The following is a 20,792-nucleotide window of genomic DNA, read 5'->3' on the forward strand; positions in this document are numbered from 1 at the left end:
GAAAAAGTTCCTAAGAATAAGAGGAACAAGTTGATAAAAAGATTTAATACGCTTTTTCTTCTCCTTTAAAAACGTTGTAAACCGTGAGGTAAATAATTTTGAGATCCAAAAAGATCGACCAATTTTCAAGGTAGAATAAGTCGTATTTAAAGCGATTGATAATATCGCGATCATTTTCTATTTCACCGCGATAGCCGTGTGTTTGAGCCATTCCGGTGATGCCTGGTTTGACAAGATGGCGCAACATGAATCGGTTCACGCGTTTGGAGTACATTTTGGTGTGTACCACCATATGTGGACGAGGTCCGACGATGGACATATTGCCCAAAAAAACGTTGATAAACTGTGGGAACTCATCCAAACTCGTTTTTCGCAAAAAAGTTCCAATTTTTGTAATTCGCTGATCATTTCGCGTCGCTTGTTCGCGATCGCTATCCGCATTCAGATGCATGGATCTAAACTTATAGCACCAAAACTCTTCGTCGTTTAAACCCGTTCTCTTTTGTTTAAAGAATACAGGGCCTTTGGACTCTCTTTTAATTAAGAAAGCGACTAAGGGAACCAACCACGATAGAATAAACACAATGACTAACGTAGAAAAAACCAGGTCAAACAAGCGTTTTACCAACTGGTTATACGGCTTGTCTAAAGGAATTACTCTCCTTGGTACTACTGGGATTAGATCGTAGTATTCTAGAGACAAATTGTGATTTAATATATCCTTTTGCGTGGGAATATAACTTACTGTAATCATATTGTTGTCGGCAAACTCCAAAATAGCCAAGAAATTTTTCTCTTTGGTAAAAGAAAATTGCATAAAAATCTCGTCTACTTGATGTTGTGAAAGGTATTGTTTCAAGTCTTCCAAGCTTGCATCTTCCAAAGTAAAGAAGTGATTGACAATGCGGTAACCTAGATCTTTCCTTTTCAACAAAACCTTTTTTAAGTCACAAATTTCCTTTTCACTGCCCAATAAGACAATATTTCTAAAGTTACCTCCTAAAAATTTTCTGATGTACTTTAAAAGGAAGAAAATAGTAAATTTTACCGTACAGATAACCGCAAAAATAGAAATACAGTATCCCATTAGATCGTTTACTTCGGCAAATCGATCGAAAACACCGTTATAAGAGGCTACTAAAATAAATTGAAAGAAGAACTGTTTGCACACTTTTTCCGCCATGCTCACCAGTTTGGTATGTCGATACACCTCGTAATAGTCGCTTAATACCGCAGCGATTATCCATCCGATAGACAAGACAATATGGAATAGGTAATGCCCCTCAGAGATTGTGGAGAACCAAACCTGAGCGAGTACATTAATTGCTATTAAATCTATACACGTCGTAAGTGGACGTAATAAGTAAGAATATCTACCTGCTTTTTTACTCATCAATAAATGTAGTTAGAAAAATCTTTGTGTTCTTCTCGCGCTAGATCCTCTTTTGAAAAGGATTTAAAATAAGCTAGGGTGCGTTTCATCCCTTCTGTACGATCAACTTTGGGTGACCATCCAAGTATATTTTTGGCTTTGCTTATATCAGGACAACGCTGTAAAGGATCATTTATTGGCAACTCCTTAAAAATTATTTTTTGGTCGCTATTCGTCAATCGGATAATTTCTTGTGCGAAATCCAAAATAGTAATTTCGTCAGGATTGCCTATGTTTACGGGCAAATTATAATCCGAAAGTAGCAAGCGATAGATTCCTTCTACTTGGTCGTCTACATAACAGAAAGAGCGCGTTTGGCTTCCGTCGCCAAAAACAGTTAAGTGCTCTCCTCTTAATGCTTGTCCAATGAATGCGGGGATTACTCTTCCGTCATTTAATCGCATTCTAGGTCCATAGGTATTAAAAATGCGAACAATTCGCGTTTCTAAGCCGTGAAAGGTATGGTATGCCATGGTAATCGACTCTTGAAAACGCTTAGCTTCGTCATACACCCCTCTGGGTCCAATGCTATTGACATTGCCATAATACTCTTCGGTTTGTGGGTGAATCAACGGATCTCCGTACACTTCAGACGTAGAAGCAATCAAAATGCGGGCCTTTTTTACACGTGCCAATCCCAATAAATTATGGGTTCCCAACGATCCGACTTTTAGTGTCTGAATAGGAATTTTTAAATAATCAATCGGGCTTGCAGGCGATGCGAAATGAAGAATATAATCCAACTCTCCAGGTACGTGAACAAACTTAGTTACGTCGTGGTGATAGAACTCGAAATGAGCTTCTGCAAACAAATGTTCAATATTCTTTAGATCACCCGTAATTAAATTGTCCATGCCGATGACATAGAACCCTTCCGCAAGAAAGCGATCACATAAATGGGATCCTAAAAAACCCGCTGCACCTGTTATTAAAATTCGTTTCATCCTATACATTCATTTCCAAACAAAGTTAAGGAACTTTCTTTATCTAGAGAATTGTTCCTTATCGATTTTACAAATCTTAAATAAATAAACTAAATTTGTCTTTATAAATTTAGATTGCTAATGCGAATTATCCATATTGTAGAATCTTTTGGTGGCGGGGTGTATTCCTATTTTAAAGATTTGGCTTTGTTTTTTAGCCAACATACTCAAATTGAAACCTATATTGTCTATAGCAATAAAAGAAAGGAAATTACCCAGGAGCAGATCGACCAAGATTTCCCTCCATCCATCCGTTTAATTCCCATTGAAATGGAACGGGAACTAAAACCCCTACAAGATCTTCGCTCTACGTTTGCTTTAAGAAAAACGATAAAGCAGCTAAGACCTGATGTCATCCATCTACATTCCTCTAAAGCAGGAGTCATTGGCAGATGGGCAAGTATTATGCCAAATTACAAGCGAAAAGTGTTCTATACTCCCCATGGTTATTCTTTTTTGCGTCAGGATATTTCATCTGCTAAGAGAAAGCTGTTTTACGGGATAGAAAAAGCAACGCAATTTCTTTTTGGTGGGACAACCATTGCGTGTGGAGATACGGAATACAAAATAGCACAGCGAATTGGCAAGTCGCTTTTGGTACGCAATGGAATTGACCTAACGCATTTAAACCAACATTATACAGCCAAAGACAATTCTTCAAATCAATTGACCATTGGAACGATAGGCAGGATCTCCTATCAAAAAAACCCTGCGCTCTTTAATGAAATCGCCCTATTATTTCCACAGCATCACTTCTTGTGGATTGGTGATGGTGAACTTCGCGATCAGCTAACGGCTCCAAATATTACTATATCGGGTTGGTTTACCAATAATACCGAGGTCTTCCCCTACCTCAATCAGTTGGATCTGTATTTACAGACTTCGCTCTGGGAGGGACTGCCCATAGCGGTACTCGAGGCCATGGCTTTTCGAAAACCCATTATCGCCACCGATGTCATCGGCAATAATGATATTGTAACGCCCAATCTCAATGGCTTTTTATTTACCAAAGCAACTGATCTGATTGAGGTGATCCAACAAGTAAAAGATCCCTCATTTCGAAAAATACTAGGCGAACAAGCTTATGCTGATTGTAAAGTCAAATTTGACAAGGACAAAAACTTCAGTACTTTGCTTGAGCTATATCAAGTGTAATCTGTCATTCTTTTTTGCGCTCTTGTTGATCAATCATTAAGATGAGTGTAAGAACGAATCCAAACAGATAAACCCCTAGTTGCCTGTTAAAAAGGTTTTCAACCATACAAAAGTTAAACAAAGCGAAAGTCAAAGCCATGGGAATAAAATAACGTCTCACCTTGGCGATAACAAATCCAAATAGAAGAAAAAGAAGTCCAACACCAACAATTCCAGTTAATACATAATACTCCATAAATTGATTATGCGTATTGAAAAGTGCTTCTAAAAAGTAGTCGCGCATAGGATTTCCTATTGTTTGACTTTCATAACAAGCGGCCAACTGATCATCTAATGTTTGTACTTTCCCCAATCCATACCATGGGCTGAATGACTCTTCTTGCGTAAAAGAATAGGCACATTTCCAGATCAATACTCGTGGTTCTTTTTGTTCCAATTTAGCAACAACATTCTCCCATGATGTTAGTGACTGCAATACGAAACGCTCTTTTAGGGTGGGTGTTATAGTCAATAAAAGGTAAATAGCTGTACTAAAAGCCAGCAAACCCATTATTTTTTTCTTCCAATTGGCCTTCATATAAAAGACGACATACAAGAGAGTGGCCAAGGATAGGGATACGATTTGGATACGATTTCCAATAAATACAAGGTAAGCGAAAAAAAACACAGCCAACAAAGCAAAATAGATTTTGTATTGTATGTGAATACGCGATAAATAAAGACTAATAAAAATACCAACACTCAGCATAAATCCAAGATAAGGTCGGGCTACAACTAACAACGCATCAACATGACCCCCGCTTTTAATCGTAAAATAATCTGTAGTGAGATAGTAGTCTATCAAATTATAACTTCCTGCTAAAACCAATAAAAACAAGCAACTAACATACAGGTAGAGGATGATCCGAAGGTTTTTCAACCACAATAAAATAATTGAAGAAGCCAGCAAAAGACCTAGCAATCCAAAGCGTTTTTCACTTAAGTCATCAAAAAAAAGCCCGTGTATAAACTGAAAGCCTATCAAGGCTATTAACGTTCCATAAATATGACAATTGGCTTTCCAATTTAGATAGCCTTGTGTTTTATTGTCTTTAAAATTGACAAGAAAAAAAAGAAGTATAGCCAGCACGACTATATTGATGATCTTAAAATCAAACACCAAAAAACTAACATAAATCGCTAGCAATGCGTTTTTAATGATGGTAATAGCTTGTTCTTTCATACCTGCGTCTACTAACTGATTACTTTCTTCTTTCTGGTTAATTAGCCTTGCTAAACTAACGTTTATTCCTGAATCTATACCCCATAGATAGAGTAAATCTTCGCAAGAACTTTATGTTTGAGAAAAGATAAAAAAATGCATATTCAAACCAATTTAAGTAATTATTCGCATACAGATACTTAAAGTTTGACAATTCTCCTTTTTGCATTTTATAGATATCTCCAGATAATCCAGCCTCGCCAAAATCTCTTTTCATCGTGATACTGCAAGATAAGTTTTCAAAAATACAGACACCGTAACCACCACGACCCAATAGTTCAAAGAAAAATCGATAGTCTTCTGAGTGTTTTTGATGTACATTAAATAAAATTCCCTCTACTGCTTCTGTTTTTACCATAGAAGAAGAGGTTAAGAAATAATTCTTAAAACAGAGTTTTTTAAAATCAATAACTCCGATGTTTGCTAAAGTAAGGTTTGATTTAAACACGCCCTTTTCTCCCCCTACAACAACTGCATCAGGATAAGCAAATACTACCTCTACTTGTTTTTGCAACTTGTCTGTATGCCATACATCATCTGAATCCAGAAAGGCTATCCAGTTGCCTTTAGCTAGTAATAACCCGCTGTTTCTAGCTGTGGAAGGTCCTTGATTTTCTTGAGTAACTACAGTAATTTCTACAGCTTTCAAAGCGTATTTTTGCTTGATTTCCTGCAGTTTATCCAAGGTAGAATCCTTTGAGCCATCGTCAACTAAAATAATCTCGTAGGGTAGGTAGCTTTGATTAAAAACACTTGCGATGCAAGTTTCAATTGTAGTACTACAATTATAACAAGGCACTACGACCGAAATTTTCATCTCTTTCATTTTGAATTTTATTAGACATCAATATTAATACAAAGGCATAACTAATCCAGAAACTGTACAACATATAGTCGTCATTTTGTCCCCAATTTACAATTAGCCCCACTAACGTTATCAATAGCGTTTGAGCAAAAATACGATTGGTTCCTGAAGAACGAATTATTATTGTATAGTTTTCTTTGATACACCACCAAAGGAAACAAACAAACAAAAAGAAGCCAATAATCCCTGTTTCTGCCAATAACTTTGTATAAATATTAAAGGCTGGCGGGTACATGCGGTCTTGTTCATTCAAATACATCGAACTGAATTCGAAATTGTCTTTCACCGCCCATGTTGGGTAGTATTTGATCTTACTATAGGTTTCTTGCCCTAATCCTACACCGTAAATAGGTGAATCCAAAAAGACTTTTAACGATGCTACTTGCATTCCTATTCTACTCTTGTTGGAAATACTAGTGCCTACCAATTGTTCTACGCTGGTCTGCTTAAAGCGATCCAATAACGTATTTCCTTTTAATGCTACCAACAGCAAGAGTAATACGCCTGCCAACTGCACAGCAAAAACAACATTTTTCTTTACGACTATTCGAGAAGGTTTAAAAAGTAAAAGAATAACGATAAGCTGTGGCACAATAGAAATTAATGCGGATCGAGCTCCACTGAAGTACACTAAAAAGAGCACCATTGCAAAAGGAACAAAACGCCATTTACTTTGATGGGTCAAGATGTAACTAAACATCCACCCATGTACAAAAATAAGATAGGTGCCCAATGCGGGAACTTCATAGGAAACGGAGTTCAACCGCACTGAATTATAAAACAAATGCCCGTTTACAAAAGGTAAATAATCCAAGCTATAATATAGCTGCTCTAAACCAATCATTTGAAACCTCAAGATAAACATCTGAAGAATTCCGTAGCCAAAAACAAAAAGAAAAGACCAGAATATAACTTTTCTCGTTATTACAAAAATACGCGTGGTGGTCATGCCTTTAAAGACATTAAATACCAGCGTTACAATCCCTACCCCTGCAAATACTAAAGTAAAAAAATTGAAAGCAAACATATAAAGCCCTGACTTCTGTTTGTAGAACTGTTGCATAATTTCCTCGAGATTAAACACTAAGGTCAAAAAACTGAAAGCCAGGAATACAAAAAAGAGCTGGTAGGATCTCGTCAAAGTGGGTAATACGATTTTCTTTTTGGCGAACAAAAAACTAAATCCGATAAGAAGTAGAGTAGGAATCCAGAAATAGGCGCTTGCCTCTTTCTTAAATATACTGAGTATTTTATACCCTTCAATACTATTAAATGGCAGAAAAAACAAACCAAAGAAGAACAATACAATATATACTTTTCGCAGATCCATGGGAGAGTTAATTTATTTTTTTTATAAGTTGAAGGAGTTTCAATCGATGGGCTATAGCCAAGAGACATATTATGCCTTTTACTATCATTACCTTGTTTTTTAGAATACACCAGGCTATGATTTGCTCAAATTTAGAGCGGTTTTGGACATAATAATCATCTAAATGCCTTACTGCAAATGAAACCAAAGAATCTTCCATTACACGTGCTATAAACGCTTTTTTTTCAGTCCAACTACTCTTTGCCTTTGACAAGCTGAAAAGTAAGAAACAAATGCTGTAAATCAATCTGGATGACTTAAAGGAAAGTAGTTGTTCCTCACTAAAGTCTAGATCAGCGATCTCTTTATAGTCTAGATTGAATTTTTGTTTGAGTTTATCAAGGGAATTATGGCCTATAAAATCCCTGGTTACGCTTGTTTCATTTGCCAAATAATAGTATCCCGCACAATCAATTTGAATCAGTGCTTGCATATTGGTATACACCTTGAGGTTGAACATTCCATCTTCTTCTAGTGCAAGAGTTTCATCGAATAAAATAGCATTATCTCGTAAAAAACTACTGCGGTAGATCTTATTGACAACAGAGAGCAAATCTAAATTCTCAATCGTTAAATAACGCGCTAATACTTCTTGTCTAAACGCTTCTTGACTGTATATTCGATTTGATTCCAAAAAAGAATCTTTCTGTACAAAGGTACCGTCTTTTTCAATTAGTAGTCGACTTACTACAACATCCATATCAGCAGATGCCTGATACAATTGTTCAAATAAATTGTCTTTCACCACATCATCTGCATCGACAAAGCCGATATACATCCCCTTTGCAGCTTTCATGCCCGCATTCCGAGCCGAACTTACTCCTCCATTTTGTTTGGATAGTACGCGCAGCTTTGGATTTTTAATCGCAGCAAGTATGGACAATGTATGATCCGTAGATCCATCATCTACAACAATGACTTCGATAGCTGTTAAACTTTGCTTTAAGATGGATTCTAGCGTTCGTTCAATATACGCTGCTCCATTGTATACGGGTACTATGATACTAATTTTGGGTGTCATCATGATGTTCTTAAAAAAGGTTTAGCATAAAACCACATACCAAATGCCAACAATGATTGTGCGATGGTGCTTGCAATTGCTGTACCTATAAATCCAAACTTATGCGTCAAACCTACACATAAAACTACACTTGCGATGGAGGTATAAAAAAAGACTTTAAAAAAAAGGGATTCCTTGTTGTTGGTCAACAAGATAAGTTTTCCAAACAGTTGATCTAAAAACGATAAGAGTGGAAAGACAATCATAATGCGAAAAACGAGTACGCTTTCCTCAGTTTCGGTGCCAAACAACAGGCTAAAAATCAAGGGGGACAGAACAAAGAGTAGGAGCAAAGCTACCAAATCTACGATTGAACCATAACGCGCGAGTTTTTTGATCTGTTGAATCGCTTTATTTTTATTCTCCAACATTAATTTAGACACATAGGGATAAAATGCATTGATCAGTGGTGCTTGTAGGTTTGAAATCGCTCGAATTACCTTTTCTGCAGTGGCATAATAGCCTACTGCGGTATCATTTAATAAGAATCCGACAATCAAAACATTGGCATTAGCAATCAAAGCAATCTGAAATTCGGATAAAAATAAGTACTTCGCTTTACTTAGTTGTTCTTTAACTTGCTTGAATGTACAAAGAGAAAAACGAATATTAAACCTAGATTTAGCCACCCAGAGAGAAGCCAAACCACTAAATAAAAAGCCCAATGAAGTTAATAGTGGTGCATAAAAATAATCACTTTCTTGCTTGACTACTAGAAATATTAATAGCGTACACACCGTTTTAAATATCACATTGAGATAGGTGATATACTTCATTTGCTGCAAACCTTGAAAGAGCCATACGGGAAACAATGCTTGCCCGATTACCATGATGTAGGTAAATAAATAAACGAATAAATCAGCTTTAAACTTGGGAATCAAAACAACAACGCATACAAAAACAGAGGTACTGATCCCCAGTAAAAACAGTTTAGTCGTCAACACCTGATTAAAGATTTGCTGTACTGCTTTGGAATCCTTAGAGGCAATAGAGACATCTCTTGTTGAAATCGTATTAAAACCGTATTCCACAGCAATCTGGAAAAAGGTGACAAAGGCTAAAGCAAAACTGATCAATCCAAATTTTTCAACTCCTACTACGCGAAGTAAGTATGGAATCGTTAAAAATGGCAATAGTATATTTAAAACCTGTAATACGGCTAAGGATAAAAAATTACCGACTAATACTCTAAAATTCTGTTCTTTAAAAAACGATTTAATCCTTTCCATAATAAAAATTCGCTTATCCTAACACGCTGTATTTTGGTCTTTTAGCCTTAGTTAAATAATCTTCTGACTTAATTCGGTTTACCTTAATTTTAATTCCTTCTTCTTCAAAAATAGCAACTGCAAAATCATACCATGAACCACATTGTTTGCCTTGATAATGATACAGACCGAACTTTTCTTTTTTGCGGATGAGACCCAGTAGAAAGCGCACAACATCTGTTGCATGAGTGGGACATCCTATTTGATCATCGACAACACTAAGTTCCGTTTGGGTTTGAGCCAAATTCAACATCGTTTTCTTGAAATTATGGCCAAATTCGGAATACACCCATGAAGTGCGGACGATATAATAGTTAACTACTAATGCTTGAATATATTGTTCTCCTTTTAATTTAGAAGCGCCATAGACATTAATTGGACGCGGAGTATCAGCAATTGTATAGGGGGTATCTTTCTCACCATCAAAAACAAAATCTGAAGAGACATGGACCAATATTACATTGTGTTGTAAACAGGTTTCCGCTAAATTCTTACATCCTTCCGCATTCACCAAAAAAGCTAAAGTTTCTTCATCTTCCGCTCGATCTACATTAGTGTAAGCCGCTAAATTAATGCAATACGCTGGTTTATAATGCTCAAATACAGCGAGACAACTTTCTTTTTTTGTAATATTCAATTCTTTACTTGATAAGAAAACAAAATCTACATCCTCATACTGATGGGATATAGATTGAAGCGCTTGCCCCATCTGACCTGTTGCTCCAGTTACAAGAACCTTTATCATAGTGGTAGTATTTCAAGAAAGGATGGCAACAAGAGATCTTTATCTGAAATAAGGTATTCTTGATTGACATTTGACCAAGTAATATTCAATATGGGATCATTATACAATATACCGCTTTCAGCTTGTTTATTATAGTAATTATCACATTTATAAGCAAAGATTGCCGTTTCACTAAGTACCAAAAAACCGTGAGCAAACCCCCTGGGAATAAATAGTTGCTCTTGTTCTTTGTCATTTAGTATCATCGAAAAATGCTGTCCAAACGTAGGTGAATTTTCTCGTATATCAACCACGACATCGAGAATCTCACCTTGAATAACGCGGACTAATTTGGCTTGCTGATGAATTCCCCGTTGAAAGTGTAAACCACGCAACGTTCCCTTTGTTGAAAAAGATTGATTGTCTTGAACAAAGTTAATTTGCAAACCGCTTTTTTTCTCAAATAACTCTTGATTAAAGCTTTCAAAAAAATATCCTCTACTGTCTGTAAAAACTGGAGGCTTTACAATGAGACAGCCAGGTAATTTCGTTGTTCTTACCTCCATCTTATTCGTTATTTTTAGTGTACTTTCTGTTGATTCTTACCAGCCATTGTCCCAAGAAAAACAAGACTAATCCAACAATAGGCAATTGAATTTTCTTGCGCGGTACTGCATCGGGATCATAACGCATATTGTCGATTAACTGCTCTGCTTCGTTTATTTCATATGCTTCATATAGCACAGAAGACGTTTGCATTTGCACTGTTTTTATGGTTATTAATTCCTGCTCCAGTACTCTCTTAGCTTGGATAACTTCAATTAAATCCGTTGCTGCAATACCCTCTTTTTCAACCAATTTATTGAGTCTATTGAGATCTTGACTAATTTCTGCTTTACGGTCCGTTAAAAAAGCTTGATGCAAGGTTTGCAATTTAGAAAAATGATCCATTTTTTCTATGCGTTGGGTTAAATCTTTCCAAAACAATCGAAAATCAAACCCTTCTTTAGCAAGAACAACAAATTTATAGTATTGAAAATCAGTAAAAAACAGCTCCTGTCTTATTTTTCCTTGGTCATCTTTAGACGTAGCATTAGAATAAGCAATTTCCGACACAGACTCTCCTTTGGTATTGGAAGGTATAGTTGGCTTAAAACTAATCAGCTCTAAATTAACCAATCCCGCTTTTTTCCACTTTTCATCACGAAGATATAAAGCCATCCACTCCTCTACTAATTCAATTGAATTGTAATTAAGTGATATAGCTGTCTGTCTTTTTATTAGCCGATCTCCCTTTTCCATAACAGATGAGTTCACTTGCTCTTCTGTTCCTTGTTTTTTGTCCAAATAATAGCCAATACCACCACCTACTATGACAATTAATGCGAGGTAGATACTATTCTTTTTTAAATACTGTATTACTTTAAAAATGCTGTGTTCGACAAAACCCTTTAAATCAACAAGGCCAACTTCGCTATCGTATTCATCCTTATTTTTCATCCTATTATCTTGATCTATATTATTACACGCGTATCAATTGAACCATTCTAGACACAAAAATAGTTCCAATTAAAAAACACGCTAGAATCATAGCGTGTTTAATCTGTACGCTTATAATTATTTAATTTTAAAAATTTGCTCTAATATTTTGATTGTAATTAAATACGTTGGCTTCACCCCTGTTGTGCCCAATCCACCAGAAGCTAAGGTACTTCCTGTCTCTAGTGGATTATCCGAAGCGTAATACGCATATCTCACTTTGACATTGGGATTGATGCTTTTGCGAATTTTTGAAGCCGATTGAATGGCTTTTTGATAATGGGCTCCTTCCATTTCAAGTCCGATTACCCCCCAAGTCGAATCGTGGAAAAACTTCAACAAATCTTTATTTTGAAGTGAAGTTCCCAATACAGTAACCATGGTACCCCCTACCACGGGAATGCCGTGGTTTTCAAACATTTCCACCGTCAATTCATTGTCAAACGGATAGTTATCTCCAGTTCCTTCATTTATATGGGCAAAAGGAATCATAATATCGCCTTTTCCTCCTTCTAAGATACCCGCTTTTCCCATAATAGATACGGATTCCACGTTCAATTGTATGTGTTTTTTATACGGTTTGAGCAATTCATCAATTGTCTCATATGCTTGCTCACCGAACGCGTAGTCCATCACGATAATTACGGGAGATTCTCCTTCAAAATTCGCCTTGGCAAAGTTGGTGTTTTTGAAGTCGATCTGTGCCGTATCGAAAATCTGCACGTCTATATTGGTACCCGAGTCATCTGATAGGAAGATCATTCCCTCTTTTTCCGCTCGTTCTCTCACTAAGTTGCGCAAAGCTTTATTTTCGGGCTTACTCAACTCTTCATATATTTCTACTTCATCAGATACCTCTAGTTCACCTTGCATGACAAAAGGGGCGAAAATAGAATTCATCACACTGTGCATATTGGCGCTAATAATGTGAATCGGGCGTTCTTGTAGGCCTTTTTCAACTAATACATTCTTGATGCGATCCGACCAGATTTCACCGTAAATATGGTGTCCCAATCGCTCGCGCAACAACGGGCTAAACGTAATAGTACGCTTGTCGTTTTCCACTTCCTCTTCGATAGCAAGTTTACCTAACCAGTAGATCACATCCAAAAATCGATCTGGGTTTTCTGGAATAGCGAATTTTTCGTATACCGTTAGCACCTCAGCAAACGAACGGCCTAACACATTGGCCAAATGGGAGATCGTTACCTCTTTTTCCTCCAATTCCAGTGCTTCAGTTTGCTTGGCTGCCAGTTCTATCTTCTTCCAATCACGCGTCACACGTCCATCTTCGGCGATTAATACACGATCTTTAATCTTGTGTGACTCAATGAAAATAAAGGTCAAATGCGTTAAAACGTCGTAAATATCTGAACGTCCACGCGTAATTTCAATATTCATTTGCTCTTGGTCGATGCGGTAGCAATTTCTTCTTCTTTTTGGTGGTACGATGGCTTGAAAATGAGAAAAGGCATACCCTTCATCTGAAGTCAAATTGATGTATCTACACTCTTCGATGCCAATAGGCAATCGCTCGATCACATAAAGTAATCCATCTAATTCTGCCTTTTCTTCTGCAATTGTACCATATATTTCTGGTCTCAATTCTAACAACGCTTCTCTGAGCGTATCTCCAGATACCCCCATAGGTTTATAGAATCCTCTGTTAAACAAATGGCGCATAGTAATGTAAATGCGCTCAATAGCTGCGGATGATACCTGAGCTCTTGTTCTTGAAATATTTTTAATCTCTCTCATAGTCCTCATTTTTCTCTCTTTAATTCTAGTCTATTTTTAATTGATCTGCAATGCTTCGATCATTGCTCAATCGCGGCAATTTATTTTGTCCGCCTAGTTTTCCAATGCTTTTCATATACGCCTGGAATCCCTCTTGCTCTACCGATCGAATCACTAGGGTACGCAATACTTTTCCGACGATTAAATCGTCATAATATACATTTTGCTTGCGCAGGGCAGCATCGATGCGCAAGGCAAACTCCTCCATATTGTCAGGTGCTTGTCCAAACTCAATAAACCATTCGTGATACGGCAACCCCTCAACAGGTGTGATCTGAGGTGCCACAGTAAATTCATTAACCTGTACTCCTGTACCCTCCATCGCCTCTTGTAAGGCTGTTTCCACTTCCTTGCCTATCACATGTTCGCCAAAGGCAGAAATAAAATGCTTAATGCGCCCAGAAACAACTATGCGATGTGGTTTCAAATTGACAAACTGCACCGTATCCCCAATATTATAGCTCCACAATCCTGCGTTCGTTGAAATTAAGAGTACATAATTGACACCTAATTCCACTTCCCCTATTGTATATCGCTTAGGTTGAGCAGAATAAAAATCTTCTACTTTGATGAATTCATAAAAAATACCCGCATTCAACAGAAGCAACAATCCTTTCTCTTTTTGAGAATCTTGGTAAGCAAAAAATCCCTCCGAAGCGGGAAATAGTTCAATTGAAGGAACTCTCCTTCCAATTAATTGTTCAAATTTTGCGCGGTACGGTTCAAAGTTAACTCCCCCATAGATAAACAAATTAAAGTTCTTAAAAATATCCCCTACATTTTTTCCTTCTCTGCTTTTTAATCGTTCAAAATACATTTGAATCCAGCTAGGGATTCCCGATATCACGGTCATATTTTCGCGTACAGTTTCTTCAACAATGGCGTCTACCTTAGTTTCCCAATCTTCGATGCAATTGGTTTCCCAACTCGGCAATCGATTTTTTTGAAGGTAGGCAGGCACATAATGCGCCACAATTCCTGACAATCGTCCTAGATTTATGCCGTTTACTTGTTCGAGCACCGGGCTTCCTTGCAAGAAAATCATCTTGCCATCTACGAAATCAGCAATGCCCGTTTCGTGTATATAAGCCAAAATTGCATTGCGTGCCGCTTCAATATGGTAGGGCATCGACTCTTTGGTCAAAGGAATATACTTGGCCCCTGAGGTTGTGCCCGAAGTTTTGGCAAAATACAAAGGTTTACCTTTCCAAAGCACATCCTCTTCCCCGTTGACCACGCGATCAACATAGGGTTTCAACCCTTCGTAATCGCGAACAGGAACTTGCTGTGCAAAGGTCACTGCATCTCGTATTAGCTCAAAATGATGATCCTTCCCAAAGGCAGTATGCTTCGCTTGTGCAACCAAATCAGCCAAAACCTTGGCTTGGGTTTCCACTGGGTTTTTAAGCCATTTTTGCGTTTTTTTATGGATGATGGATGCGAACAACTTCGCTCCAAAAGATTTTATAGACATATTGTGTTTATTCTAAATCAATAAATAATTGAGCATCTAAAGGGTAATTATCTTTCCACAATTCAAAGTGCATATAGGATTGACTGACTTTTCCCGTTGTTTCTTCTTGATTGTAAAGTCCTAAGACATCCCCTGCTTGCACCGTTTCATACTTGCTCTTAGTCAAAGAAGACAAGTGTTTGTACACAGAACTCAATCCTTCTTCATGCAAAACAATAACCGTATAACCGTCGTTGATTGTCCAATCGACAAAAATAACAGTACCCTTGGCAACTGATTTTACTAAAGCGTTTTTTGCCGCTGCAAAATCAATACCGAAATGCGATGATTTGGGATCGTACTTTCGCATAATCGTGCCCTCAATTGGTGAGAAAAGCACCATATTTACTCTTGCTTCCGCATTGGTAAATAAATTGTATTTATCTTCCCCTCTTACGTATTCTCGAAGCGCTAAGTCTTTTTCACTGGGTTCAGTGTGTTCGATTATATTGAGCGGTGTTTCAGTTTTCATCAAGGAATCCACACTAGCTGCGGTGATTTGAACATCACCCAACAAAACGCGCTTCACTGCCGCCACATATTGCTCATTTTTTTTAATCACTGTTTCCAAAGAATCAACGCGCAAGGCCAAATCCACCGACTTTTGCTTTAATTCTGACGAAGAATACCCCGGAATATACTCTTTTAAGGGCGTAACAATCAACAAAATAACATTGGAAACCAACAACAGAAAGACAATAGTCGTTGTAGCACCAACGACATTTAACACATTTAGCTTAAACGAACTGATGTCTTCAAACGTTCGATCGTTCACTACTACTACTCTATATTTATCAAGAAGTCTTTTCTTCCACTTTCTCCATTGAAGTCCTTTCTTCGACATAAGCTATTCGTTTTCCACACAAATATAAACATTAAAAAAATTGACTTCTTCTCTTTTTTGCTTTTATTCACATATTAAATTGGTCATAATGTTAATATTACAGATCAAAAAGTTAAATAATAGAATCTTCCAATAAAGGGAATCAGTTTTTCTTCCTATATTTGCTTTTATTAAAATCTTCAAACAAAATAATATGAACGCATTACATATTTTTTTAGGAATGGTTGGACCATGGCAAATTATAATTATTGTTGCCTTAATTTTATTGTTATTTGGTGGTAAGAAAATTCCTGAATTGATGAAAGGATTGGGAACTGGAATCAAGGAATTCAAGGATGCTACTAAAGATGAAAATGCTCAACAGACATCTAAGAAAGAAGCGACAAAAGAAGACACTTCAAAAACAGAATAATTCAGTAGAATCTCGATATTTACATGCGTTATACCTTGGGGTATAACGCATTTTTTATGGTCCATTGTCACCAAAAAAAGTGCCCGTTAAACATCGTCTAACAGGCACCTCACTTATAAAACATAATAAAAACACTACTTAACTTAACCTTATTGCATTTTCAAAAAAATGTATTTACATTTTCTTTAAATATAAAAACAAAGACTATGCCAAAGTATGTTTTTAATTTAAAAATTACAGAATCATAGAAAGTTGAATGCGTTTTTTTGAAAAATCAACATCCACTACTTTCACTTGTACGTGTTGGTGTAACTTCACTACTTCATTCACGTCGGAAACAAATCCCGCTTTTAGCTGGGAGATGTGAACCAAGCCACTTTCTTTAATTCCCACATCAACAAAACACCCAAAGTTGGTAATATTATTGACAATACCCGGCAATACTTGTCCAATTTTTAGATCCGTAATTTGCTTTACAGTAGGGTCAAATTCGAAGACTTTGGCTGCCTTACGCGGGTCCAATCCTGGTTTTTCCAATTCTTTTAAAATATCCGTTAAAGTTAAAATCCCAATATCTGCCGTTTCATATTTTTTTACATCAATCTTCCCAATGGCTTCTTTATTAGAGATTAAGGTATCTACGGTTACGTTTAGATCTTTTGCCATTTTTTCCACCACAGGATAGGCCTCTGGATGCACAGCTGAATCATCCAAGGGATGGGCTGCATTTTTAATTCGAATAAAAGCTGCCGCTTGCTGAAAGGCTTTTTCCCCTAATCGCGGTACCTTTTTCAACGTTGCTCTAGAGGTAAATGCCCCGTGCTCTGCGCGATATTGTACAATATTCTCCGCCATCTTCTCCCCTATTCCCGATACATAGCTCAACAAAGACTTGCTTGCGGTATTGATGTTAATGCCTACTTTGTTTACGCACTTCATCACAACAGTATCCAACTCGCTTTTCAGCAGGGTTTGATCAACATCGTGTTGATATTGTCCTACTCCAATCGACTTAGGGTCAATCTTTACCAATTCTGCTAAAGGATCTGCTAAGCGTCTTCCAATAGACACGGCTCCACGCACTGTTACATCGTAATTGGGAAATTCTTCTCGAGCGATCTTTGAAGCTGAATAAACCGAGGCTCCTGCTTCGTTAACCACAAAGACCTGTACAGGCTTATCGAAGGCTATTTTCTTGATAAAAAACTCGGTTTCCCTCGATGCAGTTCCATTTCCGATTGCAATGGCCTCTATGCGATAGGAATTGACCATCGACCGCACTTTTTTCATGGCAATTGCACTGTCTTTTTGCGGTGGATGCGGATAAATTGTTTCGTTGTACAACAGATTTCCATTTTCGTCCAAACACACAATTTTACATCCTGTTTTATAGCCTGGATCAATAGCTAAAATGCGTTTTTCCCCCAAAGGAGAAGCTAATAATAATTGGGCTAAGTTATCGGCAAAAACGGCAATAGAATTAGCATCTGCTTTGGCTTTGGCTTCGCCCAACACTTCATTAGACAAGGCAGGTTCCAACAAGCGTTTGTAGCTGTCCGCTACCGCTTTTTGCAGATAACCCGCTGCTTCGCCTTTGCTTTTTATAATTGTCTGCTCCACAAATTGAAGCGCCTCTTCTTTGTCTACTGCAATATTCATGCGAATATAGCCTTCTTTTTCCGCGCGTAAAATAGCGAGTAATCGGTGAGCAGGAATCTTATATAGTGGTTCTGACCAATCGAAATACTGTTCGAATTTCTGCGCCCCTTCTTCTTCTATTTTTGCTTTGACCACTTTGGTCGCCACAATGGCCTCTCGTTGAAATTTTCGTCTCAATGCCTTGCGGATATACAAATGTTCATTGATCCATTCAGCAATAATATCACAGGCCCCTTGAATGGCTTTCTCCTCATCTTCGACCTCATTTGTAATATACTTGCTCGCCATGGTTTGGATGTTCGTAGCATTTTGCGCCATAATAATTTTAGCCAAAGGTTCTAAACCTAAGGCTCTGGCAGTATCAGCCTTTGTTTTACGCGTTTTCTTATACGGCAAATACAAATCCTCTATTTCTATTAAATCAAAGCTCTGCTCGATCTTTGCACGCAATTCGTCTGTCAACTTCCCTTGCTCTTCAATCGACGCCAAAACAGACTCCTTTCGCTTGACAATTCCCACATAGAGATCGCGGTACTTGGCAATCTTTTCAATGGCCACTTCGTCTAAATTTCCAGTTCTATCTTTTCTATAGCGCGCAATAAAGGGGATGGTACATGCTTCATCTAACAAGGCTAAAGTGTTCTCAATACTTTTTATGGAAGCATCTACAGCTTGTTGAATAAAATGAATCAAGGTCATAATATATTATTTTAAGAATAGCTAAAATACTACCTTTGCGCCAATAAATAAATGAGATGAAGTTTTTATTCTTTTACATTTTTGCCATAAACTACATTACCTACTCTATGTTCAAAATTGACAAAGAGCGGGCGCAAAAAAACAAGAATCGAATTTCAGAAAAAAATCTGTTAACGCTTTGCTTCTTAGGAGGCAGCCTTGGCGGATGGTTAGCCATGAAACAATTGCGCCACAAAACCGCTAAGCAGAGTTTTAAGCTAAAGTTTTACGCCGTATTTATTATTCAGGTGGTTTTGTTTTTTGCGTTGTTTCGAAGATAGTTAAAACTAACCTTTATTTTTTAATAGCTGTATTCACGTTGATTCACCGCAATTTCTAACGCACAAGTATATTTCTCTTTTAAGTATTTCTTTTTCTTCTGGATAGAAGTATCCACTCTAGGTGATTTAGAACAAATAACATAGGCTGTTCTCCTTCTTTTAGAAGATTTACCCACAACTTCGATCGTTTCTATAATTTGCTCTAGTGCTTTACTTACATCTTGTCCTTTTAATTCGATATAAAAATCATCATAGGCAGTTACTAGCATAAAATCGCAAGCCCTACTGTTTTGAATATGACAGCCATCTACTTTGATTTTCGTAGATTTAATCTGTTGGGTATTTACTAACGTTAGCTTTCTTCCTTTCTCTTGAAAAACGAATTTGCTACGCGAGTCTGTTTCTTTACATGTAGGATCAATCTTGTCCAGCATACTCAATGTCTAATAATTGATCAAACGCTCTTCCTATCGTATTGGACACCTCATCCAATAATGCTGCATCAATAATGCCATTTTCTTGATCCATTAAATCAGTAGCTCCACCCTGGTCTATTGCGTAGACCCCAAAAAGACTAGAGTCGAGAAGAGCCTCTCCTCCTATAATTTTTTCGACAGCTTCCCTTTTTGTTTCATCTTCCTTGACGAGATTTCCAGCATAAATTAAATTATTAAAAGAAGTAAGAATATAAGGGCTATGTGTTGTAATAAACAGCTGAAAATTAGAAGCATTACTCGTATAAACTTGGGCTAATAAGTCTACAATCTGTTTTTGAGCCGTAGGAAACAGATGAGCTTCTGGTTCCTCTATATATAATATGCACCCATCAGACGACCATTTTCTTTCATAAATAGCCTTCAAAATCAACAACATTGGCAATGACTCTTGTTGCCCTGAGGACACATTTTTCAACTCCACTTTTCTTTGATCCTCATGAAGGATGTATACTTGCCCTTCTTCTTCCTTGATATATCGTCCTCCAATGATCTGATTGACCAAAGCAGTAAATTGACTAGGTTTTTCCTGTAGTTCTTCCCCTGCACTTCTCATTTCTAAGTCTTCTAAAAGCTGGTAAATTGCTCCAAATCTCAACATAAAAGAATCTAGAGAAGAACTCATCTCTCCTTCTCCTTCCACAATAGAAAATATATTCCTATTAATAGTTGAAAAAAAACTACGCCCTGCAGGAACGAAAACTTGCTCTGCTAAATTTTCATTAAACTTTTCTCCTAATTTTACTCTGAAAAAACGTTCAATCTCTTTTCTGTGTTTTAAATATTGACTAATCCCTAAATCGCCAACTTTTAAAGTAGAATACTGTTGATTTAATTGAATTATTTCCTCCAATATAGCCGTATATTCTCTTGGTAATTCTATTTTTATTTCTCCACTGCCCTTTCCTCTAACAACATAGAGCAATCCATTGGTACTTTGATATACCACTTCAAAAGAACCTTCGGACTTCCAAGCACTTTTGTCAAACATTTTACGAAAAACACTAATCATATTTCTTTCGTGATTTTCTACTGTTTCCAAAAATGAAATCCCTGTTCTACTCCCTAGATCATACAAGGTTTCTTTAAAAAAGTAAATCAACTTTACCACCACACTTTTCCCAACCCCCTGAGGACCAATCAAAATATTAATCGGCTTAATATCTAAGTCTAGCTTCTCTATTCCCGCAAAATTTTGTATTGATATTTTTTCTATCGGTTCCATTCCCCTATCATTTTTAAAAGTCGTATTAAAAATACGATTTATTTTATACCTACTACACAATCATTCTTATCTATTTTATGGAATATTTTAGCTGGAAGCTTTTTACATATAAAACAATAGTTACACTTTATCTATTTGCGCAACCACAATCAAACTGAAAACTCTTCTTTCAT

General features: G+C 37.0%; 19 protein-coding genes. 3 read left to right on the forward strand and 16 right to left on the reverse strand.

Annotation, left to right across the window (positions count from 1 at the left end; translation table 11 throughout):
• Positions 1 to 43 precede the first annotated feature (43 nt).
• Positions 44 to 1,393, reverse strand: coding sequence for an exopolysaccharide biosynthesis polyprenyl glycosylphosphotransferase (locus HX062_RS04215; protein ID WP_286466518.1), 1,350 nt, complete (start codon positions 1,391 to 1,393; stop codon positions 44 to 46).
• Positions 1,393 to 2,376 carry a UDP-glucuronic acid decarboxylase family protein gene (locus HX062_RS04220; protein ID WP_182628364.1) on the reverse strand — a complete coding sequence of 328 codons (984 nt, stop codon included), beginning with the start codon at positions 2,374 to 2,376 and terminating at the stop codon, positions 1,393 to 1,395. Before HX062_RS04220 ends, HX062_RS04215 begins: the two co-directional genes overlap by 1 nt.
• 120 nt (positions 2,377 to 2,496) lie before the next feature.
• Here HX062_RS04220 and HX062_RS04225 point away from each other — a divergent pair, with 120 nt between their 5' ends.
• Positions 2,497 to 3,570 (forward strand): glycosyltransferase, encoded by a 1,074-nt coding sequence (locus tag HX062_RS04225; RefSeq protein ID WP_286466519.1) that lies wholly within the window; start codon positions 2,497 to 2,499, stop codon positions 3,568 to 3,570.
• Between the two features lie 4 nt (positions 3,571 to 3,574).
• Here HX062_RS04225 and HX062_RS04230 read toward each other — a convergent pair whose 3' ends face one another.
• The 11 genes from HX062_RS04230 to HX062_RS04280 all read right to left on the reverse strand — a co-directional run bounded on the left by HX062_RS04230 (position 3,575) and on the right by HX062_RS04280 (position 15,810).
• Positions 3,575 to 4,792 carry an O-antigen ligase family protein gene (locus HX062_RS04230; RefSeq protein WP_286466521.1) on the reverse strand — a complete coding sequence of 406 codons (1,218 nt, stop codon included), beginning with the start codon at positions 4,790 to 4,792 and terminating at the stop codon, positions 3,575 to 3,577.
• 55 nt (positions 4,793 to 4,847) lie between these two features.
• Positions 4,848 to 5,657, reverse strand: coding sequence for a glycosyltransferase family 2 protein (locus tag HX062_RS04235; protein WP_182628367.1), 810 nt, complete (start codon positions 5,655 to 5,657; stop codon positions 4,848 to 4,850).
• On the reverse strand, positions 5,617 to 7,026 hold the full coding sequence (locus HX062_RS04240; protein ID WP_286466522.1) for an O-antigen ligase family protein: 1,410 nt from the start codon (positions 7,024 to 7,026) through the stop codon (positions 5,617 to 5,619). Before HX062_RS04240 ends, HX062_RS04235 begins: the two co-directional genes overlap by 41 nt.
• 7 nt (positions 7,027 to 7,033) lie before the next feature.
• Positions 7,034 to 8,089, reverse strand: a complete 1,056-nt coding sequence (locus tag HX062_RS04245) for a glycosyltransferase family 2 protein (RefSeq protein ID WP_286466523.1) — start codon at positions 8,087 to 8,089, stop codon at positions 7,034 to 7,036.
• Complete coding sequence (locus HX062_RS04250; protein WP_286466524.1) at positions 8,086 to 9,354, reverse strand: flippase; 1,269 nt, start codon at positions 9,352 to 9,354, stop codon at positions 8,086 to 8,088. The genes HX062_RS04245 and HX062_RS04250 overlap by 4 nt, the downstream gene beginning before the upstream one ends.
• Positions 9,355 to 9,367: 13 nt before the next feature.
• Positions 9,368 to 10,138, reverse strand: coding sequence for a dTDP-4-dehydrorhamnose reductase (gene rfbD, locus HX062_RS04255; protein WP_286466525.1), 771 nt, complete (start codon positions 10,136 to 10,138; stop codon positions 9,368 to 9,370).
• Positions 10,135 to 10,683, reverse strand: coding sequence for a dTDP-4-dehydrorhamnose 3,5-epimerase (gene rfbC, locus HX062_RS04260; protein ID WP_286466527.1), 549 nt, complete (start codon positions 10,681 to 10,683; stop codon positions 10,135 to 10,137). The genes rfbD and rfbC overlap by 4 nt, the downstream gene beginning before the upstream one ends.
• A gap of 1 nt (position 10,684) precedes the next feature.
• Entirely contained in the window at positions 10,685 to 11,617 is a 933-nt protein-coding gene (locus tag HX062_RS04265; RefSeq protein ID WP_286466528.1) for an AtpZ/AtpI family protein, read from the reverse strand.
• 117 nt (positions 11,618 to 11,734) lie between these two features.
• Positions 11,735 to 13,414, reverse strand: coding sequence for a DUF6909 family protein (locus HX062_RS04270; RefSeq protein WP_182628374.1), 1,680 nt, complete (start codon positions 13,412 to 13,414; stop codon positions 11,735 to 11,737).
• Positions 13,415 to 13,439: 25 nt separating this feature from the next.
• Positions 13,440 to 14,927: a GH3 auxin-responsive promoter family protein gene (locus tag HX062_RS04275; RefSeq protein WP_286466529.1), complete on the reverse strand. Its 1,488-nt coding sequence runs from the start codon at positions 14,925 to 14,927 to the stop codon at positions 13,440 to 13,442.
• A 7-nt stretch (positions 14,928 to 14,934) separates the two neighbouring features.
• Positions 14,935 to 15,810 (reverse strand): murein hydrolase activator EnvC family protein, encoded by an 876-nt coding sequence (locus tag HX062_RS04280; protein WP_286466530.1) that lies wholly within the window; start codon positions 15,808 to 15,810, stop codon positions 14,935 to 14,937.
• 193 nt (positions 15,811 to 16,003) lie between these two features.
• Between HX062_RS04280 and HX062_RS04285 the strand changes: the two genes are divergently transcribed.
• A complete protein-coding gene (locus HX062_RS04285) occupies positions 16,004 to 16,222 on the forward strand; it encodes a twin-arginine translocase TatA/TatE family subunit (RefSeq protein WP_182628377.1) in 219 nt (72 codons plus the stop codon).
• A gap of 234 nt (positions 16,223 to 16,456) precedes the next feature.
• Here HX062_RS04285 and HX062_RS04290 read toward each other — a convergent pair whose 3' ends face one another.
• Positions 16,457 to 18,580, reverse strand: coding sequence for a Tex family protein (locus HX062_RS04290; RefSeq protein WP_286466531.1), 2,124 nt, complete (start codon positions 18,578 to 18,580; stop codon positions 16,457 to 16,459).
• Positions 18,581 to 18,636: 56 nt separating this feature from the next.
• Between HX062_RS04290 and HX062_RS04295 the strand changes: the two genes are divergently transcribed.
• The gene (locus HX062_RS04295; RefSeq protein ID WP_182628379.1) at positions 18,637 to 18,900 is read left to right on the forward strand and encodes a DUF1294 domain-containing protein; all 264 of its coding nucleotides are present in this window, start codon (positions 18,637 to 18,639) and stop codon (positions 18,898 to 18,900) included.
• A 20-nt stretch (positions 18,901 to 18,920) separates the two neighbouring features.
• On the opposite strand, the gene HX062_RS04300 is transcribed toward HX062_RS04295, so the two are convergent.
• Both HX062_RS04300 and HX062_RS04305 read right to left on the reverse strand, forming a co-directional pair.
• Entirely contained in the window at positions 18,921 to 19,334 is a 414-nt protein-coding gene (locus tag HX062_RS04300) for a hypothetical protein (protein WP_182628380.1), read from the reverse strand.
• Positions 19,318 to 20,619, reverse strand: a complete 1,302-nt coding sequence (locus HX062_RS04305; RefSeq protein ID WP_286466532.1) for an AAA family ATPase — start codon at positions 20,617 to 20,619, stop codon at positions 19,318 to 19,320. The genes HX062_RS04300 and HX062_RS04305 overlap by 17 nt, the downstream gene beginning before the upstream one ends.
• Positions 20,620 to 20,792: the final 173 nt, after the last annotated feature.

Origin of the sequence: Myroides sp. DF42-4-2, from assembly GCF_030326445.1 — a bacterium.
Classification (GTDB): Bacteria; Bacteroidota; Bacteroidia; order Flavobacteriales; family Flavobacteriaceae; genus Flavobacterium.

Coding starts and splice junctions, on each gene's coding strand:
- HX062_RS04285 (WP_182628377.1), top strand. CDS start 16,004: ATGAACGCATTACATATTTTTTTAGGAATGGTTGGACCATGGCAAATT.
- HX062_RS04305 (WP_286466532.1), bottom strand. CDS start 20,619: ATGGAACCGATAGAAAAAATATCAATACAAAATTTTGCGGGAATAGAG.
- HX062_RS04240 (WP_286466522.1), bottom strand. CDS start 7,026: ATGGATCTGCGAAAAGTATATATTGTATTGTTCTTCTTTGGTTTGTTT.
- HX062_RS04270 (WP_182628374.1), bottom strand. CDS start 13,414: ATGAGAGAGATTAAAAATATTTCAAGAACAAGAGCTCAGGTATCATCC.
- HX062_RS04230 (WP_286466521.1), bottom strand. CDS start 4,792: ATGAAAGAACAAGCTATTACCATCATTAAAAACGCATTGCTAGCGATT.
- HX062_RS04275 (WP_286466529.1), bottom strand. CDS start 14,927: ATGTCTATAAAATCTTTTGGAGCGAAGTTGTTCGCATCCATCATCCAT.
- HX062_RS04235 (WP_182628367.1), bottom strand. CDS start 5,657: ATGAAAGAGATGAAAATTTCGGTCGTAGTGCCTTGTTATAATTGTAGT.
- HX062_RS04215 (WP_286466518.1), bottom strand. CDS start 1,393: ATGAGTAAAAAAGCAGGTAGATATTCTTACTTATTACGTCCACTTACG.
- HX062_RS04290 (WP_286466531.1), bottom strand. CDS start 18,580: ATGACCTTGATTCATTTTATTCAACAAGCTGTAGATGCTTCCATAAAA.
- HX062_RS04300 (WP_182628380.1), bottom strand. CDS start 19,334: ATGCTGGACAAGATTGATCCTACATGTAAAGAAACAGACTCGCGTAGC.
- rfbD (WP_286466525.1), bottom strand. CDS start 10,138: ATGATAAAGGTTCTTGTAACTGGAGCAACAGGTCAGATGGGGCAAGCG.
- HX062_RS04225 (WP_286466519.1), top strand. CDS start 2,497: ATGCGAATTATCCATATTGTAGAATCTTTTGGTGGCGGGGTGTATTCC.
- HX062_RS04250 (WP_286466524.1), bottom strand. CDS start 9,354: ATGGAAAGGATTAAATCGTTTTTTAAAGAACAGAATTTTAGAGTATTA.
- HX062_RS04265 (WP_286466528.1), bottom strand. CDS start 11,617: ATGAAAAATAAGGATGAATACGATAGCGAAGTTGGCCTTGTTGATTTA.
- HX062_RS04245 (WP_286466523.1), bottom strand. CDS start 8,089: ATGATGACACCCAAAATTAGTATCATAGTACCCGTATACAATGGAGCA.
- rfbC (WP_286466527.1), bottom strand. CDS start 10,683: ATGGAGGTAAGAACAACGAAATTACCTGGCTGTCTCATTGTAAAGCCT.
- HX062_RS04295 (WP_182628379.1), top strand. CDS start 18,637: ATGAAGTTTTTATTCTTTTACATTTTTGCCATAAACTACATTACCTAC.
- HX062_RS04280 (WP_286466530.1), bottom strand. CDS start 15,810: ATGTCGAAGAAAGGACTTCAATGGAGAAAGTGGAAGAAAAGACTTCTT.
- HX062_RS04220 (WP_182628364.1), bottom strand. CDS start 2,376: ATGAAACGAATTTTAATAACAGGTGCAGCGGGTTTTTTAGGATCCCAT.